Below are 5,863 nucleotides of genomic sequence, written 5' to 3'. Positions count from 1 at the left end.
GTGAGGAAGTGGGAGAGACGGGGTGGGTCGGGGACGATTTTTTTCATGGTCGAGCTTCCTTGTGGTTACGAGTAACCACCACCCGCATCCTTTCTCACGAGATCAAGGTGGCAGCCATGTACGAGGTGAGAAATCCGGGCCACAAGGTAAACCCGGCCAGACCGAGGTCTGCCCGTACACGGCCACCATGACGGAGGCGCGTTACCGTTGTGGAAATCGGGTTTCTCACGCCCGGTCACCCAATTGGGCGACCCGATGAAGTTATCCCCGGGGTATTTCCCCGACAACGCGGCGGCTTCCGGCAAGCGCGTAGGATAGTTCCCAAGCTTTGCTGGCTGAAGCATTTGGTTTCAGGTTCGGAAAGATCTGACAGTCTTTGAGATCGCCGGGGCTGCTGCGCAGCCCTTTCGCGACACAAGGCCGCTCCCACAGGATATGTACTAGTTCTGCCATGGCACGTCCCTGTGGGAGCGGCCTTGCGTCGCGAAAGGGCCGCAAAGCGGCCCCCCGCTTTCACTGGCACCGCCCACCGCTTGGAGTAGACTGACCCCCCTCCCGCATTCATTAAGGACGTTGCCATGCTGAAGATCTGGGGCCGCAAGAATTCGAGCAATGTGCGCAAGGCGTTGTGGATCGCCCACGAGCTGGGCCTGGACTTCGAGTCCATCGATGCCGGCGGCGCCTTCGGCGTGGTCAACGAACCGCATTACCGGGCGCTCAACCCCAACGGCCTGGTGCCCATGCTCGAAGACGCCGACCTGGTGCTGTGGGAGTCCAACACCATCGTGCGCTACCTGTGCGCCGAGTACGGCGCAGAACAAGGCTGGTACCTCGACGACCCGCGCCAGCGCGCCCTGGCCGACAAGTGGATGGACTGGACCACCTCGTCCTTCGCCGGCCCCTTCCGCCCGCTGTTCTGGGGCCTGCTGCGCACCCCCGAGGACCAGCGCGACTGGGTGGCGATCAACGCCGCGCACAAGCAGTGCGCGCAACTGCTGGCCATCGCCGACGAGACCCTGGCCAGGCAGCCGTACCTCTCCGGCGAGCAGATCGGCATGGGCGACATCCCCCTGGGCAGCTTCATCTACGCCTGGTTCGAAATGCCCATCGAACGCCCGGCCATGCACCACCTCGAAGCCTGGTACGCGCGCCTCAAGCAGCGCCCGGCCTACCAGGCAGCGGTGATGACCGCCCTGACGTGACGCCACTTCGATAGTCATTATCAATAGATGTGACTGTACTTGTGCGGCCAGCCCTTGCACCATGGCCGCACTCACTGCGCCAGTGACTTTGCCTGGCGTGTCCCGAACCCTTTTCTCGGTACCCGACCCGCTATGAGTTCCGCCCTGTCCATTCGACAGCTGACCAAGACCTACGGCAACGGTTTCCAGGCCCTCAAGGGCATCGACCTGGACGTTTCCGAAGGCGACTTCTTCGCCTTGCTCGGCCCCAACGGCGCCGGCAAGTCCACCACCATCGGCATTCTCTCGACCCTGGTGAACAAGACCAGCGGCACGGTCAACGTGTTCGGCCACGACCTGGACCGCGAGCCTGCGGCGCTCAAGCGCTGCCTGGGCGTGGTGCCCCAGGAGTTCAACTTCAACCAGTTCGAGAAGACCTTCGACATCGTCGTCACCCAGGCCGGCTATTACGGCATCCCGCCCAAGGTGGCCAAGGAGCGTGCCGAGCAGTACCTGACGCAGCTCGGCCTGTGGGACAAGCGCGACGTGCCGTCGCGTTCGCTGTCCGGCGGCATGAAGCGCCGGCTGATGATCGCCCGGGCGCTGATCCACGAGCCGCGCCTGTTGATCCTCGACGAGCCGACCGCGGGAGTGGACATCGAGCTGCGCCGTTCGATGTGGAGCTTCCTCACCGAGCTCAACCAGAAGGGCATCACCATCATCCTCACCACCCACTACCTCGAAGAGGCCGAGCAGCTGTGCCGCAACATCGGCATCATCGACCACGGCACCATCGTCGAGAACACCAGCATGCGCCAGCTGCTGGGCAAGCTGCATGTCGAGACCTTCGTCCTCGACCTCAAGCACGACCTGCCCGCCGCGCCTGAGCTGCAGGGCTACCCGTGCCGGCTGATCACCCCGCACACCCTGGAGGTGCAGGTGGACAAGGACATCGGCATCACCGCGCTGTTCGGCCAGCTGGCACTGAAGAACATCGAGGTGCAGAGCCTGCGCAACAAGACCAACCGACTCGAGGAGCTGTTCGTGTCCCTGGTGGAAAAGAACCTGTCGAAGGTGGCCGTATGAGTGTGGAGCTGCGCACCAACTGGGTCGCCCTGAACACCATCGTCTACCGCGAAGTGCGGCGCTTCTTGCGCATCTGGCCGCAGACCCTGCTGCCGCCGGCGATCACCATGGTCCTGTACTTCGTGATCTTCGGTAACCTGATCGGCCGGCAGATCGGCGACATGGGCGGCTTCACCTACATGGAGTACATCGTGCCGGGGCTGATCATGATGTCGGTGATCACCAACTCCTACGGCAACGTGGTGTCGAGCTTCTTCGGCAGCAAGTTCCAGCGCTCAATCGAGGAACTGATGGTGTCGCCGGTGTCGCCGCACACCATCCTCGTCGGCTATGTGCTGGGCGGCGTGCTGCGCGGGCTGGCGGTGGGGGTGATCGTGACCATCCTGTCGCTGTTCTTCACCCATCTGCAGGTGCATCACCTGGGCGTGACCATCGTCGTGGTGCTGCTGACCGCGACCATCTTCTCGCTGCTGGGCTTCGTCAACGCGGTGTTCGCCCGCAACTTCGACGACATCTCGATCATCCCGACCTTCGTGCTGACGCCGCTGACCTACCTGGGTGGGGTGTTCTATTCGATCAACCTGCTGCCGCCGTTCTGGCAGACCGTGTCGTTGGCCAACCCCGTGCTGCACATGGTCAACTCGTTCCGCTACGGCATCCTAGGGGTGTCGGATATCAGCATCGGCACGGCGATCAGCTTCATGCTGGTGGCCACCGCGCTGCTCTACCTGCTGTGCGTGCGCCTGCTGGTCAGCGGCCGCGGCATGCGTGCCTGAGCTGCGGGTGAGGGCACAGCGGCACTGGCGCTGGCGCCACTGCCGGCCCACCCACCAGCGCCAGTAGCCCATGGTGGTGAAGTAGGCGAGCACGCCGAGCACCACCCCGCACACCACCGAGCCCAGCAGGAACGGTTGCCAGATCGTCGCCAGCTGGTCGGTGACCCAGTCGACGGTGATCTCGTCGGGCAGCGTGCGCGGCGGCACCTGCATCAGCCAGGCGCCGGTCATGTAGGTGACGAAGAACACCGGCGGCATGGTCAGCGGGTTGGTCAGCCATACCAGGCTCACCGCGATCGGCAGGTTGCCGCGCACCGGGATTGCCAGCGCGGCGGCCAGCAGCATCTGCATGGGGATGGGGATCAACGCCGCGAACAGGCCGACGCCCATGGCCCGCGCCACCGAATGGCGATTGAGGTGCCACAGGTTGGGGTCGTGCAGCAGCTTGCCGAAAAAGCGTAACGACTTGTGTTCGCGGATGCTGGTCGGGTCCGGCATGTAGCGTTTGAACAGACGGCGCGGCATGTGGGCTCCCGGCGGGGTTGAAGGGCGTCAGTATGCCTTGATTGAAGCGCAGCCTCGTTCAGAGTTTGTGACAATTGATTAGCAGGTTTTTCCCGCCAATCGGCTAAGCCTCAGGGGCCGTTTTCGCTTCTGGAGCTCTATCTCATGCGCACAGGGATGCTGGCGCTGGTGCTCGGGCTGTTGAGCCTGCGCTTTTTACCTGCCCTGCCACCGGTCGGATGGCTGATTCCATTGCTGTTGCTGGCCCTGGCCTGCCTGCGTTCGCGGGCCTGGCCGCTGGGCTGGTGGGTGCTGGGTGTGTGCTGGGCCTGCTGGTCGGCGCAGCAGGCCCTGGACGACCGCCTGCCGGCCGCGCTGGACGGCCGTACGCTGTGGCTGGAGGGACGGGTGGTGGGCCTGCCGACCCGCACCGAGCGCGGCGTGCGTTTCGAGTTGGAGCAGCCGCAGTCGCGCAGGGCCCGATTGCCGCAGCGGATGCAATTGAGCTGGTTCGACGGGCCGCCGCTGCGGGCGGGGGAGCACTGGCGGCTGGCGGTCAATCTGCGTCGGCCGCAGGGCCTGCTCAACCCCCATGGCCCCGATCAGGAGGCCACGCTGTTGGCGCGGCGGGTCGGTGCCACCGGCACGGTCAAGGCCGGTACGCGCCAGGGCGAGGAGGCCAGCAGTTGGCGCGATGGCCTGCGCCAGCGTTTGCTGGCCACCAATGCTCATGGCCGGGAGGCAGCGTTGGCCGCCCTGGTGCTCGGCGATGGGGCAGGCCTGGCGCGGGAGGATTGGCAGGTGCTGCAGGCCACCGGCACGGTGCACCTGCTGGTGATTTCCGGGCAGCACATCGGCTTGTTGGCCGGGCTGGTCTATGGACTGGTGGCAGGGTTGGCGCGTCTGGGAGCCTGGCCCCGGCGGCTGCCGTGGCTGCCCTGGGCCTGTGGCCTGGCGATGACGGCGGCGCTGGGATACGGCTGGCTGGCGGGTTTCGGCGTGCCGGTGCAGCGGGCGTGCCTGATGCTGGCGGTGGTGCTGCTCTGGCGCTTGCGCTTTCGCCATCTGGGCGCCTGGGTGCCGTTGCTGATGGCGCTGTCGGGCGTGCTGCTGGTCGAGCCGCTGGCCAGCCTGTTGCCGGGGTTCTGGCTGTCGTTCGCTGCCGTGGCGGTGCTGGTGTTGTGCTTCGCCGCCCGGCTGGGCGCCTGGCGGCCCTGGCAGGCCTGGACTCGCGCCCAGTGGGTGATTGCCGTGGGCTTGCTGCCGGTGCTGCTGGCCTTGGGGCTACCCGTCAGCCTCAGTGCGCCGCTGGCCAATCTGCTGGCCGTGCCGTGGCTCAGCCTGGGCGTGCTGCCGCCGGCGTTGCTGGGCACGGCCCTGTTGCCGGTGCCTGGGCTGGGGGAGGGGATGCTGTGGCTGGCGGGCCTGTCGTTGGACGGCTTGTTTGCCGTGCTGACGCGATTGGCAGGGCTGCAGCCGGCCTGGATACCCGAACCACTGCCCTTGTGGGCCTGGCTGCTGGTGTGCCTGGGTGCCTTCTTGGTGCTGCTGCCCCGAGGCGTGCCGTTGCGGGCACCGGGGGCGGTCCTGTTGCTGGCGCTGTGGGCACCGCGCGAACAGGTGCCGCCGGGGCAAGTGGAGGTCTGGCAGTTGGATGTGGGGCAGGGCCTGGCGGTGCTGCTGCGTACCCGCAATCACGCGCTGCTGTATGACGCAGGCCCGGCCCGGGGCGGCAGTGACCTGGGCGAGACGGTGGTGCTGCCGGCCTTGCGCAAGCTAGGGGTGAAGGCGCTGGATGTGATGCTGATCAGCCATGGCCATGCCGACCATGCCGGTGGCGCGGCGGCCGTGCGGCGTGGGGTGCCGGTGGCGCGGGTGCTGGCCGGCGAGGTCGACGGGCTGGAGGCGGCGTCGCTGTGCCGCAGTGGCGAGCGCTGGCAGTGGGATGGCGTCGATTTCGAGCTCTGGCATTGGCCGCAGGGGGCTACCAGCAACGAGCGCTCCTGTGTGTTGCGGGTGCAGGCCAATGGGGAGCGCCTGCTGCTGGCCGGGGACATGGAGGCCGGGGCGGAGCGTGCGTGGCTGGCCGCGACCGATGATCCTCGGGTGGACTGGTTGCAGGCGCCGCACCATGGCAGCCGCACGTCGTCCAGCGAGCCGTTCGTCCAGGCCACGGCGCCGCGTGGGGTGCTGATTTCCCGGGGGCGACACAATGGCTTCGGGCATCCCCATGGGCAGGTGATCGAGCGCTATCGGCGGCATGGGGTGGTGGTGCATGACACGGCGGTGGAGGGGGCGTTGCGGTTGGTGCTGGGG

5 protein-coding genes are annotated in these 5,863 nt (G+C 66.6%); 4 read left to right on the top strand and 1 reads right to left on the bottom strand.

What is annotated here, in order from left to right; all coding sequences use genetic code 11:
- Window positions 1–578 precede the first annotated feature (578 nt).
- From DMX06_RS25910 to DMX06_RS25900, 3 genes are all read left to right on the top strand, one after another.
- A complete protein-coding gene (locus DMX06_RS25910; protein WP_110739970.1) occupies window positions 579–1,202 on the top strand; it encodes a glutathione S-transferase in 624 nt (207 codons plus the stop codon).
- Window positions 1,203–1,334: 132 nt separating this feature from the next.
- Window positions 1,335–2,267, top strand: a complete 933-nt coding sequence (locus tag DMX06_RS25905; RefSeq protein ID WP_028690973.1) for an ABC transporter ATP-binding protein — start codon at window positions 1,335–1,337, stop codon at window positions 2,265–2,267.
- Window positions 2,264–3,043 carry an ABC transporter permease gene (locus tag DMX06_RS25900; protein WP_028690974.1) on the top strand — a complete coding sequence of 260 codons (780 nt, stop codon included), beginning with the start codon at window positions 2,264–2,266 and terminating at the stop codon, window positions 3,041–3,043. The genes DMX06_RS25905 and DMX06_RS25900 overlap by 4 nt, the downstream gene beginning before the upstream one ends.
- Here DMX06_RS25900 and DMX06_RS25895 read toward each other — a convergent pair.
- Complete coding sequence (locus tag DMX06_RS25895; protein ID WP_146232246.1) at window positions 2,927–3,568, bottom strand: DUF2062 domain-containing protein; 642 nt, start codon at window positions 3,566–3,568, stop codon at window positions 2,927–2,929. The genes DMX06_RS25900 and DMX06_RS25895 overlap by 117 nt on opposite strands.
- 144 nt (window positions 3,569–3,712) lie before the next feature.
- On the opposite strand from DMX06_RS25895, the gene DMX06_RS25890 reads away from it, so the two are divergent.
- The coding region (locus DMX06_RS25890) for a DNA internalization-related competence protein ComEC/Rec2 (RefSeq protein WP_110739971.1) at window positions 3,713–5,863 on the top strand (2,151 nt) is incomplete at its 3' end.

Origin of the sequence: Pseudomonas mosselii, from assembly GCF_003205295.1 — a bacterium.
GTDB classification, from domain to species: domain Bacteria; phylum Pseudomonadota; class Gammaproteobacteria; order Pseudomonadales; family Pseudomonadaceae; genus Aquipseudomonas; species Aquipseudomonas mosselii_B.
This window is presented reverse-complemented; position numbering and strand designations above follow the sequence as displayed.